Annotated in this window: 23 protein-coding genes; 15 read left to right on the top strand and 8 right to left on the bottom strand. The window is 58.8% G+C overall.

The annotated features are described in order from the left end of the window. Window position 1 precedes the first annotated feature (1 nt). The 7 genes from HW556_RS08015 to HW556_RS08045 form a co-directional block, all read right to left on the bottom strand. Window positions 2-709, bottom strand: a complete 708-nt coding sequence (locus HW556_RS08015) for an SAM-dependent methyltransferase (RefSeq protein WP_176899508.1) — start codon at window positions 707-709, stop codon at window positions 2-4. A 152-nt stretch (window positions 710-861) separates the two neighbouring features. Next, window positions 862-1,641: an alpha/beta fold hydrolase gene (locus tag HW556_RS08020; RefSeq protein WP_176899509.1), complete on the bottom strand. Its 780-nt coding sequence runs from the start codon at window positions 1,639-1,641 to the stop codon at window positions 862-864. Window positions 1,642-1,700: 59 nt separating this feature from the next. After that, on the bottom strand, window positions 1,701-3,620 hold the full coding sequence (locus HW556_RS08025) for a sensor histidine kinase (RefSeq protein WP_176899510.1): 1,920 nt from the start codon (window positions 3,618-3,620) through the stop codon (window positions 1,701-1,703). Between the two features lie 244 nt (window positions 3,621-3,864). Next, window positions 3,865-4,458 carry a hypothetical protein gene (locus HW556_RS08030; protein WP_176899511.1) on the bottom strand — a complete coding sequence of 198 codons (594 nt, stop codon included), beginning with the start codon at window positions 4,456-4,458 and terminating at the stop codon, window positions 3,865-3,867. Window positions 4,459-4,467: 9 nt separating this feature from the next. Further along, window positions 4,468-5,514, bottom strand: coding sequence for a selenide, water dikinase SelD (gene selD, locus HW556_RS08035; protein ID WP_176899512.1), 1,047 nt, complete (start codon window positions 5,512-5,514; stop codon window positions 4,468-4,470). 67 nt (window positions 5,515-5,581) lie between these two features. After that, on the bottom strand, window positions 5,582-6,613 hold the full coding sequence (mnmH, locus tag HW556_RS08040) for a tRNA 2-selenouridine(34) synthase MnmH (protein WP_176899513.1): 1,032 nt from the start codon (window positions 6,611-6,613) through the stop codon (window positions 5,582-5,584). Window positions 6,614-6,671: 58 nt separating this feature from the next. After that, window positions 6,672-7,397, bottom strand: a complete 726-nt coding sequence (locus HW556_RS08045) for a pyridoxine 5'-phosphate synthase (protein WP_176899514.1) — start codon at window positions 7,395-7,397, stop codon at window positions 6,672-6,674. Between the two features lie 82 nt (window positions 7,398-7,479). Between HW556_RS08045 and HW556_RS08050 the strand changes: the two genes are divergently transcribed. The 15 genes from HW556_RS08050 (at window position 7,480) to HW556_RS08120 (ending at window position 22,410) form a co-directional block, all read left to right on the top strand. Then, entirely contained in the window at window positions 7,480-8,511 is a 1,032-nt protein-coding gene (locus HW556_RS08050) for a hypothetical protein (RefSeq protein WP_176899515.1), read from the top strand. Window positions 8,512-8,566: 55 nt separating this feature from the next. Further along, window positions 8,567-9,031 carry a GatB/YqeY domain-containing protein gene (locus tag HW556_RS08055; RefSeq protein WP_176899516.1) on the top strand — a complete coding sequence of 155 codons (465 nt, stop codon included), beginning with the start codon at window positions 8,567-8,569 and terminating at the stop codon, window positions 9,029-9,031. Between the two features lie 152 nt (window positions 9,032-9,183). Further along, on the top strand, window positions 9,184-9,705 hold the full coding sequence (locus tag HW556_RS08060; RefSeq protein ID WP_176899517.1) for a CvpA family protein: 522 nt from the start codon (window positions 9,184-9,186) through the stop codon (window positions 9,703-9,705). A gap of 108 nt (window positions 9,706-9,813) precedes the next feature. Next, a complete protein-coding gene (locus tag HW556_RS08065; protein WP_176899518.1) occupies window positions 9,814-10,428 on the top strand; it encodes an anthranilate synthase component II in 615 nt (204 codons plus the stop codon). A 6-nt stretch (window positions 10,429-10,434) separates the two neighbouring features. Continuing rightward, complete coding sequence (locus HW556_RS08070; protein ID WP_176899519.1) at window positions 10,435-11,208, top strand: alpha/beta fold hydrolase; 774 nt, start codon at window positions 10,435-10,437, stop codon at window positions 11,206-11,208. Between the two features lie 176 nt (window positions 11,209-11,384). Continuing rightward, a complete protein-coding gene (locus tag HW556_RS08075) occupies window positions 11,385-12,071 on the top strand; it encodes a CBS domain-containing protein (protein WP_176899520.1) in 687 nt (228 codons plus the stop codon). Window positions 12,072-12,085: 14 nt separating this feature from the next. Then, a complete protein-coding gene (locus HW556_RS08080) occupies window positions 12,086-13,567 on the top strand; it encodes a POTRA domain-containing protein (protein ID WP_176899521.1) in 1,482 nt (493 codons plus the stop codon). A gap of 37 nt (window positions 13,568-13,604) precedes the next feature. After that, entirely contained in the window at window positions 13,605-14,498 is an 894-nt protein-coding gene (locus tag HW556_RS08085) for an NAD kinase (protein WP_176899522.1), read from the top strand. Window positions 14,499-14,622: 124 nt separating this feature from the next. After that, window positions 14,623-15,504, top strand: coding sequence for a DUF6089 family protein (locus tag HW556_RS08090; RefSeq protein ID WP_176899523.1), 882 nt, complete (start codon window positions 14,623-14,625; stop codon window positions 15,502-15,504). Window positions 15,505-15,548: 44 nt separating this feature from the next. Then, window positions 15,549-16,319 carry a type IX secretion system protein PorG gene (gene porG / locus HW556_RS08095; RefSeq protein ID WP_176899524.1) on the top strand — a complete coding sequence of 257 codons (771 nt, stop codon included), beginning with the start codon at window positions 15,549-15,551 and terminating at the stop codon, window positions 16,317-16,319. Window positions 16,320-16,476: 157 nt separating this feature from the next. After that, on the top strand, window positions 16,477-17,223 hold the full coding sequence (locus tag HW556_RS08100; RefSeq protein ID WP_176899525.1) for an isoprenyl transferase: 747 nt from the start codon (window positions 16,477-16,479) through the stop codon (window positions 17,221-17,223). Between the two features lie 6 nt (window positions 17,224-17,229). Beyond that, window positions 17,230-19,767, top strand: coding sequence for an outer membrane protein assembly factor BamA (gene bamA, locus HW556_RS08105; protein ID WP_176899526.1), 2,538 nt, complete (start codon window positions 17,230-17,232; stop codon window positions 19,765-19,767). 42 nt (window positions 19,768-19,809) lie between these two features. Continuing rightward, a complete protein-coding gene (locus HW556_RS08110) occupies window positions 19,810-20,493 on the top strand; it encodes an OmpH family outer membrane protein (RefSeq protein ID WP_176899527.1) in 684 nt (227 codons plus the stop codon). Between the two features lie 37 nt (window positions 20,494-20,530). Further along, window positions 20,531-21,166, top strand: a complete 636-nt coding sequence (locus HW556_RS08115) for an OmpH family outer membrane protein (protein ID WP_176899528.1) — start codon at window positions 20,531-20,533, stop codon at window positions 21,164-21,166. 125 nt (window positions 21,167-21,291) lie between these two features. Next, the gene (locus tag HW556_RS08120; protein ID WP_176899529.1) at window positions 21,292-22,410 is read left to right on the top strand and encodes an RluA family pseudouridine synthase; all 1,119 of its coding nucleotides are present in this window, start codon (window positions 21,292-21,294) and stop codon (window positions 22,408-22,410) included. Between the two features lie 84 nt (window positions 22,411-22,494). Here the strand turns inward: HW556_RS08120 and HW556_RS08125 are convergent, their stop codons facing one another. After that, complete coding sequence (locus tag HW556_RS08125; RefSeq protein WP_176899530.1) at window positions 22,495-24,114, bottom strand: tetratricopeptide repeat protein; 1,620 nt, start codon at window positions 24,112-24,114, stop codon at window positions 22,495-22,497. Window positions 24,115-24,133 lie beyond the last annotated feature (19 nt).

A 24,133-nucleotide genomic window follows, 5' to 3' on the forward strand; every position in this document is an offset into this window, starting at 1 on the left:
CCTACTGCCCTACCAAAAATACCGCCGGCTGCTTGTGGATATCCGGTTTGGGGCGCTTGCGCCAGCCAGCTACTGTGTCGGTGACGATGAATTCGTTGGGGGCGGTGAGACTGGCCGCTACGCAGAGCCGGGTGCCGGAGTGCAGGCCGGCAAGCAAATCATCGAGCAGGGGCAGGTTGCGGTAGGGCGTTTCGATGAACAGCTGGGTCTGGTGCAGCTGTAGCGCCTGTTGCTCCAGTTTCTTGATGGCCGCCAGCCGCGGGCCCCGCTCAATGGGCAGGTAGCCGTGAAACGTGAAGCTCTGCCCGTTCATACCCGAAGCCATCAGGGCCAATAGCAGGCTGCTGGGCCCCACCAGGGGCACCACCGTAATGCCCAACTGATGAGCGCGGCGGGCCAGCTCGGCCCCCGGGTCAGCAATGCCGGGGCAGCCGGCCTCCGAAATTACGCCCGCATCCTGGCCCTGCAGCACGGGCTGCAACGCTGCCTGCACCTGGGCTTCGGTGCTGTCTTTGTCAATCACGCTGATGCGCAGCTGCTCGATAACGTGCTCCGGCGCCACACGCTTGATAAAGCGGCGGGCCGTACGGGCGTTTTCCACCAGAAAGCACGACAGCGCCGCTACCTGCGCCGGCACCTGTGGCGGCAGTACCTGCGCCTCCGTGTCGTCGGCCAGAATGGTTGGAATCAGGTAAAGCGTGCCGGGCATCTTGGGAGTGGATGAATGAGTAACTCGGTGAATAAGTGGGCAAAGGCTCTTGTCATCCTGAGCTTGCGAAGGACCTACGCAGAAGCTGACTCAATCAATAAAAAGCCTCTGTGCAAGTGCTTCGTTGCACTCAGGATGATAGTTATGCTCAGCTACATCCCCACAAAATCCTGCACCAGCCCGAACACTTCGTCGGGCTTTTCGGAGTGTACCCAGTGGCCGGCGTCGAGCACGGTGGCTACCTGCGAGTTAGGAAACAGGGCCGGGATGCCGTGCAGCTTGTCTTCGGCGTCGATATAATCGGACGTGCCGCCGTTGATGAACAGTGCGGGCTTGAGGAAGGGCTGATTACCCGTTATTTCGACCCCGATGCTGGTCATCTGCTCCGTGAGCACGGGCAAGTTCACGCGCCAGGCAAACGAGTTATCGTCCTGGCGGTAGAGGTTTTTGAGTAGGAACTGCCGTACGCCGAAGCTAGAAATATGGCGGGCCAGTGCGTCGTCGGCGGCTTGGCGGCCGGTGCACTGCGTAAAGTCGACCGAGTTCAGTCCGTCCAAAATGGCATCTTGGTGGCGCATATCGGAGGCGCGGGGGGCAATATCAACCACAATGAGCTTGCCCAGGCGGTCGGGGTAATCGAGGGCGAAGCGCATGGCCGCTTTACCGCCCATACTGTGGCCGAGCAGCGTCGTATCAGGGCTCAGGCCCAGCTGGTCGAACAAGCCCAGCACATCGGCAGCCATGGCGTTGTAGGTGTGCTCGGGCGAATGGGGCGAGCGGCCGTGGTTGCGCAAATCAACCGAAATGACGCGGTGGCCGGCCTCAGCCCAGCGCCGGGCCAGCGTCTGCCAGTTGTCGAGGGTGCCAAACAGGCCGTGCAGAATGACCAGCGGGGTGCCCTGCCCCGTTTCTCGGTAGTGAAGTTGCAGCATATCCGCAAAAATAGCGAAATGGGTTGGGCAGCGGCGACTTCCTTCTGTTAGCGCTCCACTTAACTCTCTTGGGCCGGTGCCTCGGGCAGGGCTGCGGGTAGGGTAACATATACCGTGGTGCCCTGGCCAGGCGTGCTTTCGATGCGCAATGAGCCGGCCTGCCGGCTGGAGAAAGCCCGGCACAACAGTAACCCCAGCCCTGTGCCCGAGCGCGGGCCCTGCAGGGGCGGAGCCAGGGCTTCGGAGCGGTGCAGCGCGGCCACCTGCTCGGTCGGCATCCCTGAACCTGTGTCCTCTACCCGCAGCGTTATCCGTCCGGGGCTGCTCTCCTGGGCTTCCAGCCTAATGTGCCCGCCCGAAGGTGTAAACTTTAGGGCATTGCCTACCAGGTTGCGCAGGATGGTCTGGGTCATGTGGGAATCGGCCCAGAGCAACAGGTCCGGTCCGGCATCGAGGTGCATAGTAAGCTGTTTGGCCACCAATGCGTTGGCATACAGACGGTGGATGTCTCCGAATAGATCGGCCACGCCCAATAACTGCGGCCGGAAGGCCAGTTCGCCCGTCTGACTAACGGCCCAGTTGAGCAGGTTATCGAGCAGGTGATTGAGTTGGTGGGCCGATTGGCGCACCAGCTCGGGCAGGCGGCGCAGGCCGGCCTCGTCGCCCTGACGCAGGTAAAAATCAATCAGTTCGGTAACGCTGGCAAACGACGTGACGGGGCCGCGCAGGTCGTGAGCCACAATGGCGTAAAGTCGGTCCTTGGAAGCCGCTACCTGGCGCAACTCGGCCGAAGTGCGCTCCAGTGCCTGATTATTGGCGGCCACTGCGGCGCGGCTACGGCGGAGCTTGGTATAGAGCAGCCCGGCCCCGCCCAGACCCAGCAGCAGCGTCACGATGGCAACAATCTGGGCCCGGTTGCGCTGTTGCATCACGTTTTCGCGGTCGGTGAGCTGCTGAATAATTCGCTCTTTATCGGCCGTTTCGTAGCGGGTTTGCAGGGCCAGCAGCGTTTGTAGGCGCGAGCGGCTGTTAAGGCTGTCGTTGAGGCTGCGAAACCGCAGCTGCCACTCGTAGGCTTGGTCGTACTCGCGGCGGGCAGCATTGATGTCGGCCAGCAGGCTGTAGGCATCGAGCACCCGCTCCTGATAGTCGAGGTTGCGGGCCAGCGTCAGGGCCCGGCGGGTGAGTTCCTCAGCCTCCTCCAACTCATTGTTGAGCAGTAACACCGTGGCCAGTAGCTCCAGGTGGCCGGCCTCGAAGCGCTGGCCGGGCAACGGCTCCAGCAGGCTCACGGCTTTGCGCAGCAGGCCTTCGGCCGTGCCCATCCGCTTCATCTGCAGGTAGTATGTGCCCAAGTTGGCCAAGTACAGCGACTCGCCGGCCTGGTCGCCGTGGCGGCGGGCCAGCTCCAGCGCCCGACGGGTAAACAGCATACCCCGCGAGCGGTAACGCATCGTGAAATACAGGTTGCCCAGGTTGCCAAACAGCATGAGCTGCGAGCTTACCTTCACTTCGGGCTCATAGGCAAAGCGCAGGGCCCGGCGGTAGTTGAGCAAGGCGGCAGCTGTGTCATTGCGCTCGTGGTACACGCTGCCCATGCCCGTAAAGCTGCGCACCAACCCATCGTTGGAGCGCAACTGCCGGGCCAGCAGCAGGGCTTCCTGCTGCAGCTCCAACGCGTGCGGGCCATCAGCCAGGTTGGCGTAGCAGCTGGCCAGCGCCAGCAGCCCGCGCATCAGGCCGGGGCGGTCGGCTAACTTGCGGGCCAGTACCACGGATTGTTCGCCGTAGCGCAGAGCCTGGGTCGGGCGGTTGTCGTGCAGTATATAGCACAACTCGTTCAGCAGTCGTACGCGGCCCGTATCGGCCGGCTGGGTCTGCAGTTGCTGCCGCAGCTCGGGTACAGAGGCTGCCTGTCCCCACAGGCTGCTGAGCAGCAAGGCAACGAGCAGCAAGGCAACGAGCAGAAGGCACCGCATTAGAAGCAGATAAGGGGAGAGTTTATATACTCTGGCGCAACGGGGCCCAAGTGCGGCACTGATGGCTAAATGTACTATTATTCTGCAGCTGCGAATCAACGCTTAATCTTGGTGTCTATTCTGATTACGGCTGATAACGCAGCCACCCGGGAGTGTGTTGGGGGCCTGATAACTGAAAAGCTACGCACAAAGCGCGAAGAAACCAGCATAAGTGGCCTGTATGTAATAACCGATATGCGGGCCTCTACAGCCAGCAAATCCAGGCCTGGCGCCGTTCCAGCGGTGTGTTGCGCAGGAACTCCGTCAGGGACTGCAGGTCAGTCAGCGCCGAAGTCAGGGTGATGCTTTGTCCGTTGCGCAGGTGCAGGCGCAGGTAGTCGTAGGGGCTCCAGAAGGGGCGGCGCGAGCGGCAAGTAACCCGCTCAACGCGCAACAGGTCGTGCTTCTCAAACGGAATCCGGGTAGCATCCTCGTACACTTCCAGCCGGTTCTGCTTGGGCTCGAAAACCAGCGTAGTGTGCAGGTTACTGATGCCGTACTGCCCATGTAGTAACAGCGCCGGCCCCGCAAAGCCCAGCACGACCACCGTCATCAGCAGCAGCAGAATCCATTCGTGCGGAGCCAGCGTGTCGGCGTAAAAAAACGCCCCCAGAAACGGCAGTCCCACGCCCAAACACAGCAGCGGCCAAAATAACAGCCGCAACTGCCGGGCATAGTTGAGCCGGTAGGTGTGGCTTTTGCGGCTGAACAGGCCACTGAACAGCCGCAGCCCCAGCACCAGCGCAGCCCCCAGCGCGGCCACCTCCAGCAACGGCCGCAGGAAAGAGAGGAGCTTCATCCGGTAGGCTTAGCTCACCAGAATCCAGGGTTCGTCGGCCTGGTGGGCGCGCAACGTACCAAACGGCTCCAGCGCCAAGCCGTGCTGTTCGAATACGGTCCGCACCGCCTCGCGGCCGGCGGGGTCAACGCACACAAGCAGGCCACCCGACGTCTGGGGGTCGCAGAGCCAAGCGCGCTGCTCGTCGGTTACGTCGCCCACCTTGTGGCCATACGAATCCCAGTTGCGCACTGTACCACCCGGAATCGACTTCTGGGCGTAGTAGGCGGCGGCCTCCGGAATCAGCGGCACTTTATCGAACTCGATTTCAGCGGTCAGGTTGCTGCCCTCGCACACCTCGGCCAGGTGGCCCAGCAGCCCAAAACCCGTTACGTCGGTCATGGCCCGCACGGCTTCCAGCGGCCCCAGCTCGGCCCCGATTTTATTCAGCATCATCATGCTCCTGGGTGCCAGCTGCTCGTCTTCGGGACGCAGAATGCCTTTTTTCTGGGCCGTAGTCAGCATACCTACACCCAGCGGCTTGGTTAGGTACAGCTCGCACCCAGCGGTGGCCGTGTCGTTTTGCTTGAGGTTTTTGATGTCGAGCAACCCCGTTACGGCCAAGCCGAAAATGGGCTCCGGCGAGTCGATGCTGTGGCCGCCGGCCAGCGGGATACCTGCCTCGGCGCAGATGCTGCGGCTGCCTTCAATCACGCGGCGGGCCACTTCGGGCGGCAGCTTGTCAATGGGCCAGCCCAAAACGGCAATGGCCATAATGGGCCGCCCGCCCATGGCGTACACATCCGAAATAGCGTTGGCCGAAGCAATTCGTCCGAAATCGTAGGCGTCATCCACAATCGGCATGAAGAAGTCGGTGGTGCTGATAACAGCCTGTCCGCCGCCGATGTCGTACACGGCCGCATCGTCGCGCGAGGCGTTGCCTACCAGTAGCTTGTCGTGGGTGGGCTGGGGCAGGCTGGTGTGCAGAATCTGGTCGAGCACCTTGGGCGCGATTTTGCAGCCGCAGCCCGCGCCGTGGCTGTATTGGGTCAGGCGGATTTTATCGGTTTCAGTCATGTCGATTGTTTCAGGTTAGGTTCCTACAGAGAGGCGCAGCGGGATGCGGGGATATTGGCAGAACTATTCAGCTTGCTTTCGTAGGGAAGGCCGCTTGCGCCGCCGCCAACACCAGCCCGGCGTTTATCACCGGGTCGCAGGTGTCGGAGGGCACGGTGATAAAAGGGCGGCCGTCGAGGCCGTGCGAGTAGGTTTTATCGTAGTAGTCGAGCACGAGGCTCACCATTTTAGGCATGTCGTTTTCGCCGATGGCCGATAGGGCTTCCTTGGTAGCCAGCCCGCCCAGGCGCTTACGGATGCGCAGTATCGAGGCAGCCAGCGCGGCCGGGTCCTGGCGGCCATACTCGTCGGCCAGCTTGGCCACGCGCACCTCGCGCGGAATCTCCAGCACCACCAGCGGAGCCATGCGCAACTGCTCGAACAGCCCGCCGGGCACTGCCACGCGCCCGATGCCGCGGCTTTCATCTTCCACCCAAAATGGGGCCTCGGCGGACAGCGCGGCCAGTTGGGAGGCTAAGTCATTTTCAAATTGCTCCTGGGTGGGCTGCTCGGGCTGGCCGATGCTACCGAACGCCGACCCCTTGTGAGATGCCAATCCTTCGAGGTCGAGCATGGGTTGGCCCTGGGCCGCCAGCGCGTGCAGCACATCGGTTTTACCCGAGCCCGTAAGGCCACCCAGCACCCACATAGTGCGAGGCTGCTCAAACTCGGCCAGCGCCCAGTGGCGGTAGTCCTTGTAGCCTTTATCCAGCAGCTGCACCTTAAAACCGGCCAGCTCCAGCAGCCACTGCACGGCTCCCGAGCGCATGCCGCCGCGCCAGCAATGCACCCGCACCTGCTTGTTCGAGGCCAGCTTGCCGGCCAACTTCACCATCTGGCTCATGCGGGGGCCGAACAAATCGAGCCCCAGCAGCACGGCTTTGTCTTGGCTTTGCTGCTTATAGGTAGTGCCAATGCGCGCCCGCTCCTCATCCGTAAACAGCGGGAAGCTCACGGCCCCCGGAATGTGCCCCTGCGTGTACTCGACCGGCGCCCGCACATCCAGAATAGGTCCGTTGGCTTCGGTTTGCAGAAAATCAGGCAGGGTAAGACGGGGCATTGATTGAATTAAAATGACTTTGCTGAATGAAACGGAGCTTGAAATCTACACTTTCGTTCTAATTCTTAACCGCTGAAAGACACCGCTTGTACAGCTGCACCGTGTTTTCTAGCCCCAGGTACAGCGCGTCGCATACCAGGGCGTGGCCGATACTGACTTCGGCCAGGCCGGTCAGATTCTGGGCCATGTAGGCGAGGTTGTCGAGGTCGAGGTCGTGGCCGGCATTGAGGCCCAGGCCGAGCTGCTGGGCCAACTGGGCGGCTTCACGGTAGGGCAGGAGAGCGGCTTCGCGGTCGGCGTGGTAGTGGCGGGCGTAGTCTTCGGTATAGAGCTCGATGCGGTCGGTGCCGGTGGCGGCGGCGGCGCGCACCAGTTCAGGCACGGGGTCGAGGAAGATGCTCACGCGGCAGCCCAGGCCTTTCAGTTCGGCCACAATGCCGTGCAGATAGTCTTGGTGCTCAATGGTATTCCAGCCGGCGTTGGAGGTGATGGCATCGGGTGCGTCGGGCACCAGCGTTACCTGCTCAGGCCGTACTTCGCGCACTAAATCCAGGAAATCGGGCGTCGGGTTGCCCTCTACGTTCAACTCGGTTTTTACCACGGCCTTTAGGTCGCGCACATCCTGGTAGCGGACGTGGCGCTCATCGGGGCGGGGGTGCACCGTAATACCTTCGGCGCCAAACCGCTCAATGTCGCGGGCGGCCTGCAGCAAATCGGGACGGTTGTGACCGCGCGCGTTCCGCAGGGTGGCTATTTTATTTATGTTTACGCTAAGCTTCGTCATACCGGGGGCGGGCTGAAAGAAAAGTACGGGGCCGTAAAGATACGTAGCCCCAACAGCCCGGGGTCTTTTAAAGTTGAAGTTCATGACTGCCGCGCCGTTTGCCCGTTACCGCTTTGCCGCCGGGTTTGCCCTGTTGCTGCTGGCCGTAGTCGGGGTTGAATTTCTCATCATCCAGCGGTCAGACTTTGCGTTTAGGCCCGCATTGCCTGCTGCCGTCAGCTTCGATTTGGTGGTGTTGCTGCCAACGCTGTTCTATCTGCTGGTGGTGCGGCCCTACCGCCTGCCGGTCGGTACGGTGGCTACCGCCTTCGCCGGCGCGGTGGCGCTGGCGTTCTGGCTGCTGCCGCCTGCCCAGCAAACCTATTTGGCCTGGACCAAATACGGCCTGGTGGCTGCCGAGGGGCTGGTGCTGATGCTGGGGCTACTGAATCTGCACCGTCTGCGCCAGGCTTTTCGCTTGGCTCATGTCCAAACCCCCGACGTGGTAGCCAGCCTGCAAGCCGCCTTTCAGAGTGTTTTCGAAAGGCCGCTTACGTTCGTGGTTACCGAAATCAGCCTGGTGTATTACGCTTTGCTGAGCTGGCGGGCCCGCGCCGAAGTCCGGCCTGCCGACCATGTTTTCACTGCCTACCGCAATTCGGCATTTACGGCTTCCTTGGCCACGGTGGGGCTGTTGTCGGTGGTGGAAATGGGGGTGGCGCATGTGCTATTGTTGCGCTGGAGTCCCACGGCGGCGCTGTGGGGAGGGCTGTTGCACGGTTATGGTTTGCTGCTGCTGCTGGCCCATCTGCGGGCTGTGCGCTTACGGCCGGTGCGCCTGACGGACAGCGGCGAGCTGGTGCTGCGGGTGGGCTTTCTGTGGGAATTACGCCTGCCCGCTACGCTCATTACCGCCTGCATTCCAATCAACGATGTGCCGTCTGCCACGCCGGGCCTCGTTAATGCGGCTCGCTTGCTGCTCACCCCGCCTAACCTGCTACTCACTCTGAACGAGCCTCACTATGCCAGTGGACCCTACGGCCGGCCGCAAAAAGTCAGCCAGCTGGCCCTTTACCTCGACGACCCGGCCAGCTTCCGCACGGCCCTGCTGTCATTGGTCGGGCCGGGGTGCTAACTGCGCTGCATCCGGGATTAAGCCGTAATTTTGCCTCTTCCTTATCCCCTGAACCATGTCCCTGAAAGAAACCATCGACGCCGACATCAAAAAAGCCATGCTGGCCAAAGACAAGCTGCGCCTGACCACGCTGCGCAGCATCAAGTCGCAGATACTGCTGGCCGAAACGGCCGAGGGTCAGCACGGCGCGGCCCTCACTTCTGATGCCGAAATGAAGCTGCTCACCAAGCAGGCCAAGCAGCGCCGCGAGGCCGCGCAAACCTACAACGAGCAGTTTCGCTCCGACCTCGAAGAAGTGGAGCTCAACGAGCTGGCCATCATCGAAGAGTATCTGCCCAAGCAGCTTTCCGAAGCCGAATTGGTGGAGAAACTTGTCCACATTATCCAGCGCGTAGGCGCCACCGGCCCCTCCGACCTGGGTAAAGTAATGGGCGTGGCCGCCCGCGAGCTGGCTGGCCTAGCCGACGGCCGCCTCATCTCCCAAACCGTCAGCAACCTGCTCAACAACACGAATTTCTAGCGAATATCTGCGCACGGTGTAGGGTGCGGGGCTTGTTCCCGCCCGCCGTTGAACGGCTCGGATTTGAATCGTCTAACAGCGGGCGGGGGCAAGCCTCGCACCCTACACCGTGCCATTAGCAGTGCCCTCAGTCCTCTAGGCTTTCCCGTTACATGTCCACCTTCGATATTTTCCTGCTGATTCCGCTGGGGATCGGGGCCGTGCAGGGCTACCGGCGCGGACTGGTGCTGGAGGTTGCCACGCTGCTGGCGCTGGTGCTGGGGCTGGTGGGCGGGTTGGCTCTGCTCAACGATGCCATTCCGCTGGTGCGGCACTATGTGGGCGAAGCCTTCGGGCTGCTGCCGCTGGTATCGTTCGTGCTGGTGTTTGCCGCCATTGGCTGGGGGGTACACCTACTCAGCGGCCTGCTTAAAACGGCCGTGCACCTCACGCCGCTAGGATTTCTCGACAACCTGGGCGGGGCCGTGGGCGGCATACTGAAATGGGTACTGGGCCTGAGTTTATTGCTCTACGGTGTCGAATCGGCCGGTGTGCCGCTTATTTCGCCCCAGCTGGCCGCCGATTCGCAGGTGCTGCCCTATGTGCGCGAGGCCACGCCTGCGGCCCTGCAAGTCGTTGGTTTCGCCATGCCTTTCGCCAGCACTCTGCTCACCCGCCTGCGGGAAGTATTCTAGGTTTAAGCTTGATGTTTGGGGGATAATACTTAAGCCGTTCAAGCGGAATTCAGCCTTTTTGGAGCGGCCAAATCTCTACTTGTCAAGCACTAAGCACTGATCAAAAAGATGCGCCTGTTGCTACTCGACAACTTCGACTCTTTCACCTACAACCTGCTCGACTATTTGCGGCAGCTGGGGTGCGAGGTACTGGTGCGCCGCAACGATGTGCCGCTGGCCGAGTTGGTGGCCCTAGCCCCCGAGGCCGTGGTGTTGTCGCCGGGGCCGGGTACACCGGCGGGGGCGGGCAATCTGCTGGCCGTTATCGAGGAGTTTCATCAGCGGCTGCCGATGCTGGGCGTATGCCTGGGTCATCAGGCGCTGGGCCAGTTTTTCGGGGCCGAAGTGGTGCGTGGTGCGCGGCCCATGCACGGCAAGGTGTCAGACGTTATTTGGACCGTGCCCGACATGCTCTGGGCAGGCTTGCCGGCCCGCATGGCCGTTACGCGCTACCACTCGCTGGCCGTGCGCGGGCTGCCGCCGGTGTTAGAGGCGTTGGCCGTTACCACTGATGCCAGTGCCGAAATCATGGCCCTGCGCCATCGTAGCTTACCTTTGCACGGCGTACAGTTCCATCCCGAGGCCCTGCTTACCACCCACGGGTTGGAAATGCTCGGCAATTGGGTGCAGAGTTGTATCATTGCAACTACCGCCCCGGCCCCGCCGGCCGGTTTATTAGGCTAGTGAAAGATGACGTTGCGGATTCAGGAGAAAAGCGAGTTTCGGTACGTAGATGAAGGCACCGGCGAGGTGCTGTTGCTGCTGCATGGCCTGTTTGGGGCGCTCAGCAACTGGGAAGATGTTATTACCGAGTTCAGGACCCGCTACCGTGTCGTTATTCCGCTACTGCCCATCTACGATATGCCCCTGCTGAAGGCCGGTGTGCCGGGACTGGTGAGCTTCGTAGAGGAGTTTCTGGCCGAAATTGGTTTGCAGGAACCCTGCACGGTGTTGGGCAACTCGCTGGGCGGCCACATTGCGCTGGTGTACGCGCTGCAGAACCCGACCCGCGTGGCCCGGCTGGTGCTCACCGGCAGCAGTGGCCTTTTCGAGGACGGCATGGGCGGCTCGTTCCCAAAGCGCGGTAATTATGCCTACGTGGAGGAAAAAGTGGCCTACACCTTCTACGACCCCACCGTGGCTACCCGCGAGTTGGTCGATGAGGTGTTCAGTGTCACCAACTCCAACGCAAAATGCCTGCGCATCATCAGCATTGCCCGCTCGGCTCAGCGGCATAATCTGTCCAAGGAGCTGAGCCGCATAAAAGCGCCCACACTGCTCGTTTGGGGCCTCAACGATACTATTACGCCTCCCGTAGTGGGGCACGAGTTCCACCGGCTATTGCCCAACTCCGAGCTGCGCTTTCTCGACCATTGCGGCCACGCCCCCATGATGGAGCGTCCCGCCGAGTTCAACAGGCTACTCATGGGCTTTTTGCAAACCACTGGCCGCCAAGCTTCGTAGCTTCTTAACTGGCCGCCAGGGTTTATGCAACCACTGGCCGGTTGGGTGGCTCTTTGTTTTTGATAAGAAGTGTCTTATCTAGCGTACATAGCGTAGGCCCCGGCGAGGCCGCGCAAACCTTCGGCCGGGCACCGGGCTTATACGGCCGGCGCCTGCCCTGCTTTACTGCTCTGCTCATGAACTCCATCCTCGCCGAAGAACTACTGAACCCGCTGGTGCCGCCGCTCAAGGTGACGGACACTACGGAGAAGGCCGCCCGCTGGCTGGAGGAATTCCACGTGGGCCAACTGCCGGTACTCGACGAACGTCTCTACCGGGGACTCGTCACCGAGTCGGATCTGCTAGACCAGGAAAGCGAGGGTGGTGAGGAACGCCTGCTCGGTAGCCTGCAGTTGCAGTACGCCGATGTGCACGTGCAGCACGACCAGCACTTCTACAACATCATCGAGCTGGCGGTGCAGAACAACATCCAGCTCGTGCCCGTGCTCGACGACCAGCGCGAATACTTGGGCGTGGTAACGGTGAGCGATACGCTGGCCGCTTTTGGTAAGGTGCCGGCTTCCAGCGGGCAGCTGGGTATTCTGGTGCTTTCGATGGAGGAGCGCGACTATTCGCTCACGCAAATCAGCCGCTACGTAGAGGAAAACGACGCTAAAATCCTCAGCGCCCATGTGGCCCAGGACGAGCACGACCCCTACCGCATCCGCCTCACACTCAAGATAAACACGCCTAACCTAGCCCGTATTATAGCTACGCTGGAGCGGTTCAACTACTCCATCACGGCCCAGTTCAGCGGGGCCGGGGAGCCCGATGAGGACGAACAGCAGCGCTACGATGCCCTGTTGCGCTACCTGAACGTCTGAGCCGGCTGATACGGGTGCTGATTACGCTGCTGTTGCTATGGTTGAGCGGGCTGCCCGGCTCGGCTGCCCCGCGCATTCCGGCGGGCCCTGCTCCGGCCGCTTCGCTGCTGGCCGCCCCGCTCTCCGACACGCTCCGCCGCGCAGGTCCCGATAGCCTTGTGCAGGCCCAATGCCCTGGCTACGACCGGCTGCGGGTGGGTCGGGTGCTGTTTGCCGGTAATCAGGTAACTAAAGAAGTGGTGCTGCGGGCCGAGCTCGACTTCACCGAGGGCGACACGCTGAGTGCTGCTACCCTGGCCCGCAGCCTCGAACTCAACCGTCGCCGCCTGTTCAATCTGCAGTTGTTTCACCAAGTATTGGTGAAGGCCGTGTGCCGCGAGGGCGAGCTAACCGTGCTCTACAGCTTTCAGGAGCGCTGGTACCTTTTCCCTGTTCCCATCTTCTCGCTGGCCGACCGCAACTTCGCATCGTGGCGCGAACGCCCCGACCGTTGGCAGCGGGTTGATTATGGTCTGCACGTAGTGCGCCGCAACTTTCGGGGGCGCAACGAGCAGCTGTTAACTAATCTGCAGCTGGGTTTCAACCGCAAGTATGAGCTGTTCTATGAGGCTCCTGGCTACGGACGCCGCCGCCGGGTGGGCTTCGGGGCCGGCTATTCCTACTACCGTGCCCGCGCCCTCGACTACGCTACCCTCAACGACCGCCTCCGCAACCTGCGCCAGGAGGAAGGGTTTCCCATCGAGCGCCAATATGCCACCGTGGGCCTGCGCTGGCGCCGCACTGTGCAGTTGCTGGCCGCCCTCGACGGCTCCTACCACCGCGAGCAGGTTTCCGATTCAGTCCTCTACTACAACCCGCGCTACTTTCTCAACGGCCCACGGCGCGAGTACTTCGAACTCAACCTGACCACCACAATCAACCGCCGCAACACCTTTGCCTATCCACTCACCGGCCAGTATGCCCAATTGCAGGTTGGCTACCGCTCCTTCCTAGATAGTTATACACCCGGCAGCCTCACACTACGGGGCCGCTACGCCCGCTATGTAGCTTTGGGCGGGCCGTTCTACTATTCTGTGGGTGCCACCGGGCAGCTGCGGGTGGCCCGCGCCCTGGCCTACCCCGACAACCGCGCTTTGGGCTATGACTTACTCGTGCGCGGCTATGATGCCTACGCCGTGGAAGGCCGCCGGCTCGGCTTACTGCAGCAGGGCCTTTCGCTCCGCCTGTTGGATTTGGGAAAGATCCGGCTCAATGGCGTACCCAGCAGCCGCTTCAATAGCATTCCGCTGGTGTTTTATTTAAATACCTTTGCCGATGTGGGCTACGTCGGGCAAAAGGCTGCGCCAGCTACCAACCAGTTACCCAACCGCCTGCTGGCATCGGCCGGTGTCGGCCTGCACCTAGTCACGTACTATGATTGGGTGTTTACGCTCGAGTACGCCCGTACCCGCGAGCAGCAGGGCGGCGTTTTCTTCCGCACCCAGTTTCCTATCTGATGCAACCGGTTAAAGCCGCTCACGCTATCTTGTCAACATGAAAATAGCTATTCTGGGCAAGCCGTTCGCCGAGCAGCAGGCTCCTGTACTGCAAGCGTTGCTCGACGATTTGCTGCGTCGACAGGCTGAGGTTTGCATCGAGCACAGCTTCCACGAGTACCTCAGTCAGTACGTAACCATCCCCGAAGGCATGAGTTGTTTCGGCCGTACCGACTCGCTCGCCGGCTGCCGCTTTGTGCTCAGCATCGGCGGCGACGGTACGCTGCTTGACACCGTTACTTATGTAGGGGCGCTGCAAATTCCGATTCTGGGCATCAACACCGGCCGGCTGGGTTTTTTGGCCACCATTTCGCCCGAAACTATTCTGCCAGCCATTGATGCTCTGTACAAGGGCCACTTCGTGCTCGAAGAGCGCAGCCTCATCCGGGTTGATACTGACCCCGACACGTTCGGTGACATCAATTTCGGCCTCAACGAGTTCAGCATTCTCAAGCGCGACAGCTCGTCGATGATTGTCGTGCACACCTATATTGATGGCGAATATTTGAACTCCTACTGGGCCGATGGCCTGATTGTGGCCACGCCTACCGGATCAACGGGCTACTCGCTTAGTTGCGGCGGCCCGGTAATGCTACCCCAAACGAACAATTTTGTTATCGCTCCCGTATGCCCTCACAATCTGAATGTACGACCTCTAATTGTGCCCGACCGGAGCGTAATTTCCTTCGAGATTGAAGGAAGAAGCAACAATTTCTTATTGTCGCTCGATTCCCGTTCCCGCACCGTCGAAGCTGGTATTCAGGTCGCTGTTCGTCGGGAAAACTTCAACGCTCAGCTAGTCAAACTCAATCAGGTCAACTTCCTTAGTACCTTGCGCAGCAAATTGAACTGGGGACTAGATCGGAGAAATCCTGCTGACGTGTCGATTTAATCCTTTTTTTGGACATTTCTTTTTTTAGTTCCTACGAAGCATTACTTTTGTCTTCGGCTGAAACTGTGGTTTTTACACTTTCAGCTCCCTCCCCGGAAACGATATTTTTAAATAACGCCAGAGTATGAAACAGTTTTTCGCCCTTACCGCCGCCCCGCTGTTGGCCCTCACGATGCTGGCATCGGAGGCCGATGCGCAGCAATTCAGCAAGCGCAAGCAGTATAACACGGTTGGTGTGTCGCTGAATGCCATGAACTACTTCGGCGACATTACGCCGAAGCCAAGCATTCCCAGCTTCCGTGCCGGTGCTACCCGCCCTAACATAGGGCTGAACCTTACCCACCGCTTTACGCCCCGGATATCGGCCCGCGCCTCGCTCTCGTATGGCCGTATTACAGGAGACGACGCCAAAGCCGCTGATCAGAACGATGGGGACGCCAAGTACCGTTACAATCGGAACATGAACTTCCGTAACGACATCTTTGAATTGGCCGGCGTAGGTATATTCGACTTAGTCGAAAACCGGAATAACTATATCAAGCGTCCTGACTTTGTTCCTTATCTGTTTGGTGGTGTAGGTGTTATCCGCCATAACCCCAAAGGTGAGAATCAGACAGGCAATATAGTCGCTCTGCAACCGTTGAGGACGGAAGGACAATCGAGTGGGTATAGCCTCACGCAGTTTGTCATTCCTTTCGGTGCTGGTGCCCGCTACAAGCTCAATAAGAGTTTTGATATCGGCTTAGAGTTGGGCTTCCGCAAGACATTCACTGATTACCTGGATGACGTAAGCACCAACTACGTTGCCGACCGTTCTTTGCTCGGTTCAGATGATGCTAAATATTTTGGCTGGGATGTCACCCGTGAACTAGCTGGCACTTATACCGAGGCTCAGCAGGCAAATGGTCAGCGAGGTAAGAGCAACGAAAAAGATTGGTACACCACGTTGGGTGTCTCGGTAAATTATATACTTGCACCGCGGGTTCGTAACCCTAAATTCCGGTAGCCATTCTTACTGGCTGTCGTATTACTCAACTGCCAGTCAGTCTAATGATGAAAGTAACTTCTCTTGAAACGCTCCTTATCGGCCTTGGGTCGGTAGGGAGTGTTTTTTTTGGCGGTATCGTAAAAGCGCAGGTTCCCGGAGCCCAGACGACCAGTGAAATTGGGCTGGGTGCAGGTGGGCTTGTGTATAAAGGTGAGCTTGCCCCACACTACCAGTTCCGTAACAACCGCCCTGCTATAACGGCCTTTTACCGTCGCGACCTTTCGGGTGCGGTAACTGCCCGGGCTGCAATAATGGGTGGTATGCTACGTGCCGATGACCGCAATGTGCGTGGGCTCAACGGAAATCAGCTGCCACTATCGGCCTACCGCGACGCCCACCTGAAGGGTAATTTGCTGGAACTCTCGGGTGGCATCGAATATAATTTCTTCGATTTCCATGACCGGCTTGATAAGGTCCACTTTACGCCCTATGTATTTATAGGTTTGGCGGGCTTCTACGCTAATACGGAGGTAGAGAGCAACGCTTTTCCAGAATTGGATAAGAAAGGAAGCACGCTCAGTCTGGCCGTGCCGGTGGGGGTTGGGTTCAAGTATGCGCTTTCGAGGCACTGGAACTTAGGATTGGAAGTGGGTGCCCGCAAGACCTTTACCGATAACTTGGACCATATCGACGGCAAAAGTCGTGGGCAGACCGATAGGATAGGCAACCCGAATGACCAGGACTGGTATTTCTACAATGGGTTGAGTATTTCGTATACTTTCTATAAAATCCACTGCCCTGACAAACGTGACGACAAGGTGAAGATGAAGTAGCCCTGAAGGGCTATTAAGCCTATCGGTCTGCTCGGCCTCCGCTACATATCGTGGTGGGGGCCGTTGGTTGTTGGGGGGAAGGGGTGACAGTCAGTATTCCGGGACAAGTAATGCAACCATTTACGTAACTTGCGACCTCTTTACGCAAAAAGCGCCAATGGCCGTCCGGTCCGAAATTGATTCTCAAAATATTCCCGCGCACGTTGCCATAATTATGGATGGCAACGGCCGTTGGGCTAAGCAGAAGGGTGGCTTACGCATCTTCGGCCACCAGAGTGCCATTACGGCAGTTCGGGAAACGGTGGAAGGTGCGGCCGAAGCCGGCGTGCGCTACCTGACGCTTTATGCTTTTTCGACCGAAAATTGGGCGCGCCCGGCCATCGAAGTGACGGCCCTGATGCAACTGCTGGTACATACCATCCGCAAGGAAACGCCTACACTGCTTAAAAATAGCATCCGGTTGCAAGCCATTGGTCAGATTGACAACCTGCCGGCTTCGTGCCAGAAAGAACTGGCTGAGGCGATGGAGTTGACCAAGGACGGTAACCGCATGACGTTGGTGCTAGCCCTCAGCTACAGCGGCCGCTGGGACCTGGCTCAGGCCAGCCGCCGTATTGCTACGGAGGTAGCGGCCGGGCGGCTCCAACCTGAGCAGGTAACCGAGTCAACCGTAGCTGGTTATCTTTCCACGGCTGGCATTCCCGACCCCGAACTGCTCATCCGCACCAGTGGCGAGCAGCGCATAAGTAATTTCCTGTTGTGGCAACTGGCCTATACGGAACTGTTCATTACCGATTTGCTCTGGCCCGATTTCCGGCGCCAGCACCTTTATGATGCCCTGCGGGCCTACCAACAGCGGGAGCGTCGGTTCGGTAAAACCAGTGAGCAGCTAACCGTTTCGTAATCGAAGATGAGTTCTCCCTACCACAAAATCCTTCCGGTAGCCGCCCTGGCCTTTACGCTGGGCACGGCACCGCTTACTACCGCCCTCGGCCAGGTAGCCGCTCCAGCCGCTGCCGCCAGCACGGCCGATGAGCCCCAGCGCTACACGTTGGGCGGCATCACCATCAGCGGCGCCCGCTACCTCGATCCTAATACCCTTATCGGCCTTTCGGGGTTGAAAGTGGGTGACCCCATCACAATTCCGGGTGAGGAAATCGGTCGGGCTATCCGCAAGCTCTGGGACCAGGGAATTCTGGGCGACGTAAGTGTGAGCATTGCCCGCGTGGAAAGCGGGCGTGTGTTTCTGGATTTTAACCTCAAGGAGCGCCCCCGCCTGTCGAAATTTGTATTCGAGGGCATTAGCAAAGGCCAGGGAGAAGAACTGAGAAACAAGATCAAGCTCATCCGCGGTAAGGTGGTCACTGATGCGCTGCTGAGCAATACTCGTGCTCAAGTGCGCAAGTTTTACACCAACAAGGGGTTTCTCGACGCCAAGGTGAATATTGTGCAGCGGCCCGACTCGTCGCTGTCGAACAGCGTGGTGCTGGCCATTAACGTGGAAAAGGGCTCCAAAGTCAAAATTGAAGAAATTGATTTCTTGGGTAACACGGCTTTCACTGATGGCAAGCTGAAAGGGAAGTTCAAGAAAACCAAGGAGAAGAAATTTCCCAAGTTCTTTAACTCGGGCAAGTATCAGGCAAAGGAATTTGCGGACGATAAACAGCTGCTGCTCGATTTCTACAACGCGCAGGGCTACCGCGACGCAACTATCGTGTCGGACTCGCTGACCCGGGTAGATGACGGGCTAAAGCTGACCGTAAGGGTAGATGAGGGGCCGAAGTATTACTTCCGCAACATCAGCTGGAACGGCAACTACCTCTACGACGACAAGACGCTGGCCTCGGTGTTGGGCATTAAGGAGGGCAGCGTGTACAGCAAGGAAACGCTTGATAAGCGCCTCAACTACAACCCTACCGGCCAGGATGTAACGTCGCTTTATATGAACGACGGCTACCTGTTCTTTAACATCGAGCCGGTTGAAACACGCGTGGATGGCGACTCTATCGACATCGAGATGCGCGTCTCGGAAGGCGTGCAGGCGCGGGTGAAAGAGGTGCGGATTGCGGGTAACACCAAAACCTCCGACCACGTGGTGCGCCGGACGCTTTACACCCTACCCGGCGACAAGTTCAGCCGCGAAAACCTGATTCGTAGCCAGCGCGAGTTGGCTACGCTGGGCTACTTCGACCCCGAGAAAATTGGTCTCAACCCGGTGCCTAACCAAGCCGACGGTACCGTGGACATCAATTATACAGTGGAGGAAAAGCCTTCCGACCAGATTACACTTTCGGGTGGCTGGGGCGGTTACGCGGGCTTTATCGGTACAGTGGGCCTGGTATTTAACAACTTCTCACTACGCAAGGCTGCTACCTTGAAAAACTGGACGCCTGTGCCATCGGGCGACGGCCAGCGCCTGTCGTTGAACGTGCAGGCCAACGGCCCCCAGTACCAGGCCTACTCGTTCTCGTTTACCGAGCCCTGGCTGGGTGGGCGTAAGCCTAACTCGCTGTCGGTAAGCCTGACTAAAACGATTCTGCGCAACGGCAGCAGCTTCGATGCCAATGCGGGGTCGCTCAAGACTAACGGTGCCAGTTTGGCACTGGGGCGCCGCCTACGCTGGCCCGACGACTACTTTACGCTCACCAACGGACTGTCGATAACGCAATATAAGCTTGACCGCTACGGCGATATTGGTGGAGGCTTTTTCCCAACTGGTTCGGGCAACGCTACCAATATTACGCTCAACACTACGCTCTCGCGCAACAGCATCGATAACCCGACCTTTACGCGGCGTGGCTCCTCGCTGTCTTTGAGCCTGAGCCTGACGCCGCCATATTCGGTGTTTCCAGGGTCGCACCCAGACGTAATCGAGTGGGTGGAGTTCCATAAGTGGATGTTCGATGCCTCGTGGTTTACGCCTATTGTGGGTAAGCTGGTGCTTAATACCCGGGCGCACTTTGGCTTTATCGGGACGTATAATTCGGGCCGGCAAATCGGGCCTTTTGAGCGGTTTAAGATGGGTGGCGCTGGTCTGGGCTTTGGTGGACAGGCCAATTTTATTGCCGGTACTGAGTTTATTGGTTTGCGAGGCTACGCCGACCCCAACGAGGCAAGTGCCATCCCAACAGCTCGCTCTAACTCGGCGGGCGGGGTTGTGTACAATAAGTTCGTAATGGAAATGCGTTATCCGGTCAGCCTAAACCCAGCGGCCACGGTATACGTGCTTGGCTTCGCCGAAGCGGGCAACTCGTTCGATAACTACACCAACTACAACCCCTACAAGCTGTATCGCTCGGCAGGCGTGGGGGCCCGCGTTTTCATGTCGGCATTCGGTTTGCTAGGCTTTGATTACGGCTGGGGCTTCGACCAGGTGCCGCGTGTAGCCGGCGGTTCGGCGCAGAAGAGCGGTATTTTCCACTTCATCATCGGCCAGCAGATTCGGTAGCGCCAATGGTGAGCGGGCCGGGGCCACCATTTTTTCAACAACATGAACCACTTAATTTTCCGCGTTTCGGCCGCTTTGGCCCTGTTGTTGGTACTGTTGGGTGCTTCTAGGGCGCAGGCCCAGAAGTTTGGCTACGTCGATTCCGAGTTTGTTCTGGGTAAGCTGCCGGCGTATGCGCAGGCGCAACAGGAACTGAATACCCAGGCCGCTAACTGGCAGAAAGACTTAGAGAATCAGAAAGCGGAACTAGATAAGCTGCTTCGGAATTATCAGGCCGAAGAAGTCGTTCTGACGGAGTCCATGAAGAAAAAGCGCCAAGACGAAATTCTGGCGAAAGAGCAGGACATCAAAACCAACACCAACAAAATATTTGGCTTTGAAGGCCAGTTGTTCCGCAAACGGCAGGAACTAACCAAACCGGTACAGGATGTAGTATTTGAGGCTATTGAGAAGGTGGCCAAGAAGAAGCAGTTGGCTATCGTTTTCGATAAATCCGGCGACCTTACCATGCTCTACACCAATCCCGTTCACGATTACACTGAATTCGTGATCGAGGAGTTGGGTTTGGCTTCGCCCGATGCCAACCAGCCGGGCCAGAAGGGTCCGGTGAAATCCATTACGCCGCCCACCACCCCAGCCGGCGAGGCCCCTACGGCCGACACCGACGAACCGGCTCCGCGCCAGCCTGCTGCCCGCTCTGTGCGGCCAGCCAGCCGAAAAAAGTAACTTTGTATATTCAACTTTCTGACTTTTTCCTTTTTTGATGACGACTACCATGAACAAAATCCGCGTTGCTCTGGCTATTGCCGCTCTTACCCTCACTACTGCTACTGCCTCAATGGCCCAAGCGCCGCTGAAAATCGGCTACACCAGCGTGGAGTATGTGCTGAGCCAGATGCCCGAAAGCAAGCAGATTGAGTCGCAGCTGAAAGACTATAGCACCCAGCTCAAAAACCAGCTCGACACCAAATACGCCGAGTACCAAACTAAGGGCGAAGCCTTCCAGAAAGGCGCTGCTACCATGCCTGACCCCGTGCGGGCCGACAAGCAGAAGGAGTTGCAGAACCTACAGCAATCGATTCAGGAGTTCCAGCAGAGCGCCGAAACGTCGTTGCAGCAGAAGCAGCAGGCCTTGCTTAAGCCTGCTCTCGACAAGCTCCAGCAGACTATTGATGCCGTAGCGAATGAAAACGGCTTCACGTACGTGCTCAACTCCGATGGTGCCAGCCCAGTACTGCTGCATGGCCCTAAGGAGGGTGACATTTCGGACTTGGTACTGAAGAAAATGGGTATTACGCCCGGTGCTGCCAGTGCTGCCAAGGTAACCACGCCAGCTGCTCCAGCCGCTTCGGCCGTGCCCGCCGCCGCTACCAAAACCAAAACTAAAACCAAGAAGTAAGCGCCCCAGCGCGTTACCTTACGGCTTTACCGGCGCAGCCGGGGCTTCCGCCCCGGCTGCTGCTGTTTGTTAATACGTCGCGCCCACGTTACGGGCGCACTCCAGACCACCGATTTTTCCGTTATATGGCAGAACTGGATCAAGAATTCCCTTCACCTCACACGCATGGGGCTGCGTCCGATGAACTCCATGCTGGGGAATTAGCCGATGATGAGGGTGACGATAGTGAAGGGGGCGACGAACTATACGAGCATCACCGCATCCAGGCTAATCGCAAGCAGGAGCTACTGCGGCTGGATAAGTTCCTGCTCCTGCGCATCCCCAAAACCTCGCGCACCCGCATTCAGAATGCTATTCTGGCTGGCGCGGTGCAGGTCAATAGCCAAGCGGTGAAGTCCAACTACCGCGTTAAGCCCCTCGATATTATCACGGTAACGCTGCCGGAGCCTCCCCGTGAGTTCAAGGTGATGCCCGAGCCCATGGACCTCGATATTCGTTATGAGGACCCAGAACTGCTGCTGGTGAATAAGCCGGCCGGACTGGTAGTACATCCAGCTTTTGGCCACTGGCAGGGTACACTGGTAAACGGACTGGCGCACCACTTAGCTAATCTGCCTACCGGCCGCAATGGCGAAGTACGCCCTGGCCTTGTGCACCGTATCGATAAAGACACGTCGGGGCTGCTGGTTATCGGCAAGTCGGAGTACGCCATGACTTACCTATCAAACCAGTTTTTCCACCATACCATCGAGCGTACCTATCTGGCCTTGGTGTGGGGCGTGCCCGCCGAGGCGCAGGGTACCATCAGCACCAACATCGGCCGCAGCATCAAGGACCGCAAGGTGCAAGCTGTATTTCCGTTTGAGGGGGAGTACGGCCGCACGGCGGTTACGCACTACAAAGTGCTGCAAGCCTTTGGGCAGGTGGCGCTGGTGCAGTGCAACCTTGAAACCGGCCGCACCCACCAAATTCGGGTACACATGAAGCACATTGGCCATCCGCTGTTCGGCGACGCTACTTATGGCGGCGACCGGGTGGTATATGGGCAGCGTACGGGGGCCTACAAGGCCTTTGCCGAGAAGGCGCTTGCCTTGCTTCCCCGGCAGGCCCTGCACGCCAAATCTCTGGGTTTCGAGCATCCCATCAGCCGCGAGTTCATGCAATTCGAAGCCGAGCTACCAGCCGATTTTGCAGATGTGCTGAAAATGTGGGAGGAGCACGCCGCCGCACCGGCCCCCAGCTAACGGAGTTTTCAGCAAAGCACAAAAAAAGCCCACTACCGAAGTAGCGGGCTTTTTTGTGCTTGATAGGACAGCCTGTTGCTAGCCCTACTTCCGGCGAGCCGGAGCCTTAGCGGGCTTAGTGATGGCATCAATAGCCGTCTGGGCCTGCTCATCGGCGGGGTTCAGCGTCAGGGCCTGCTGCCAGTAGGGCAGGGAGGCAGTCTTATCTCCCTTCTGGTAGTAGTAGTAGCCCAGATACTTGTTGGCTTCTACGAGGCCCGACTTGTAGCTTTCGGGTTTGTCAGAGGCAGTAGCCATCTTGATGTACTCCTCATAGTAAGGCTTGGCTAAGCCCTTCTTCGAGTCTGGGTCAAGGTTGGCATTAGCGCGGGCGCGCATCTGGTATCCGGGTACGTACTCGGGGCGCTCTTTCAGCAAGGCACCGTAGAGGCTGTCGGCGGGCATGTACTGCTCGTTCTGCTCGTAAGCCCGGGCAAGATAAACTTTGTCAGTCAGCTCTCCACCGTTGTTCTCCTGCATCATCTTTCGGTAGGTCGAGATGGCCTTGGGATAGTCTTTAGCAGAGAGGTAGGCCTTGGCCAACTCCTTGCGCAGCTCGGTTGCCTTTTTGGGGTCGGCCTTGATAGCGGCATCAACCAGCGCAGCACCTTCGGCTGTTTTACCGCTCTTGATCAGCATCTTGCCGTAGTACACGTTGTCGTCGGCAATCAGCTTATCCTGCGCCTTGGCTACAGTCATATACTGCTGCATGGCGGTCATCGCCTCATCGTTCTTTCCCATCTCGTACAACGAGTATGCTCTGATGCGGTTCATGGCGAGGTTGTCCGGGTCGGCGGCCAACACCTTGTCAATTTCCACCATGGCCTCAGGATACTTCTGGGTCAGGTACAGGAAGGCCGCGTTCTTAGCCGTAGTTTCGGTCGAATTCTCGGCCAGGGCGGTGTATTTCTGGAACTGAGCCAGTGCGTCGTCGTAGCGGCCGGCGAAGTAATAGGTTTCGGCCAGCGCGTTGTAGGCCGGCGCATAGTTTGCATCGATGCTGATGGCCTTCTCGAAGTTCTCCTTGGCGCGGTTGTAGTCGCGGGAGCGTAACGCCAGCTGTCCGCGTCGTACGTAAGCCTGCACGTTGTTCGGCTCGCCGGTGTTGGCGCGCTCGTAGCTATTCATGGCCTCGCCGCCACCCGTCTCGATCTTCTGGTACAAGTCGCCGCGGGCAATCATGAGGGCCGCATCGTCTTTGCCGGTCTTGGCAGCGAATTTCTCGCCTTCTTTCACGTACTCCAGCGCCTTGCTGACATCCTTGGTACCCGATTCGGCATATGCCTGGGCAATCATGGTGAATACGCTCAGGTCTTTGCCCTTCGAGGCCTTTACGGCTTCGTCGAACTTGGACTGCGCCTCGGTGGCGTTGCCTTTAGCCAGCGCGGCACGGCCGGCGGCTATCATCGTCATCGGTTCCTTTTTGTCGTAGCTGACACGGCTGAAGTAGTACGCAGCCGAATCGGGCATTTCACGCATCTGGTACAGGCGGCCCAACTGGAACGAGGTTTCATTGGACTGGCCCTGCCGAAGAAGCGTAGACCGGGCTTCATTGTAGCGCTCCATTTGCAGCGCCTTGTCCACGGCCGTGTTCTGGGCCAGGGCGGCAGTGCCGGAAACAGATAAAGCAGCGAGGAGTGTGAGCTTCCAGGGCTTAATGTTCATAAGAGAAAGGTTTGGTGTA

The organism is Hymenobacter terrestris, from assembly GCF_013377905.1.
GTDB classification, from domain to species: domain Bacteria; phylum Bacteroidota; class Bacteroidia; order Cytophagales; family Hymenobacteraceae; genus Hymenobacter; species Hymenobacter terrestris.